Source organism: Microbacterium sp. HSID17254 (assembly GCF_003989315.1).
Lineage (GTDB): Bacteria > Actinomycetota > Actinomycetes > Actinomycetales > Microbacteriaceae > Microbacterium.
Genome location: NZ_RBLT01000154.1, coordinates 1 through 874, shown reverse-complemented (window position 1 = coordinate 874; position 874 = coordinate 1). Strand labels below are relative to the sequence as shown.

The following is an 874-nucleotide window of genomic DNA, read 5'->3' as shown; positions in this document are numbered from 1 at the left end:
ATCTGCGCGAGTGGCCGGATGGGCGCCACCAGTGGCACCCGGGAGCTGTCGACCGGGGTGCCGAGCGCGGCGACCGAGCGCACCGGCAGCGGGTCGCGGCCCTGCACCGCGGCGGCGACGCTGAGCAGGGCGAAGATCCCACCGAGCGACCAGGCGACGAGGTGCACCTCGTCGCCGGTCTCGTCGGCCACCCGGCGGACCATGTCAGGCAGCAGCTCGTCGACCCAGCTCTCGATGCCCAGGGTGCGGTCGGAGAACGACTTGGGCCCGTAGTCGACCAGGTAGACGGTCCGGCCCTGCTGCAGCAGGTGCTCCACCAGCGAGCAGCCGCGGCGCAGGTCGTAGGCGAAGTCCGGGGCGCCCAGCGGCGGCACGAGCAGCACCGGTGCACCGCCTGCGGGGTCCACACCGGACAGCGGGCGGTACCGGAACAGGATGCCCTGCGGCGAGCCGACCACCGCGTCGCGCGGCATCCGGCGGAGGTCGGCGAGGTGGCCGACCACGGTCCGGGCCCACACGTTGGCGACGGCGTCGACGAGGTCCACGGGCGCACCCTACCGGCCCACACGGGTCACCGACGGCGCGGTAGGCCGACCGGAGTTACTCACGGGTATGTGAGACTGGCGACCATGCCGCGCGAGATCTTCGACGACGAACACGACGCGTTCCGTGACCTGTGCCGGACCTTCATCGCGAAGGAGGTCACCCCGCACCACGAGCAGTGGGAGGAGGACGGCCAGGTCGACCGGGCGGTCTGGACCGCCGCGGGGGCGGCCGGCCTGCTCGGCACCGCCGTCCCCGAGCCCTACGCCGGCGGCGGGGTCGACGACTCCCGGTACAACGCGCTCCCGCCCGAGGAGCTCGTCGCCCCGGG

2 protein-coding genes are annotated in these 874 nt (G+C 73.9%); one reads left to right on the top strand and one right to left on the bottom strand.

Annotation, left to right across the window (positions count from 1 at the left end):
- On the bottom strand, nt 1-545 hold a 545-nt coding region (locus D8M34_RS18280), incomplete at its 3' end, for an alpha/beta fold hydrolase (protein WP_342343188.1).
- 84 nt (nt 546-629) lie between these two features.
- Here D8M34_RS18280 and D8M34_RS18275 point away from each other — a divergent pair.
- Nucleotides 630-874, top strand: a 245-nt coding sequence (locus tag D8M34_RS18275; protein ID WP_174235410.1) for an acyl-CoA dehydrogenase family protein, incomplete at its 3' end; no start/stop codon positions are given.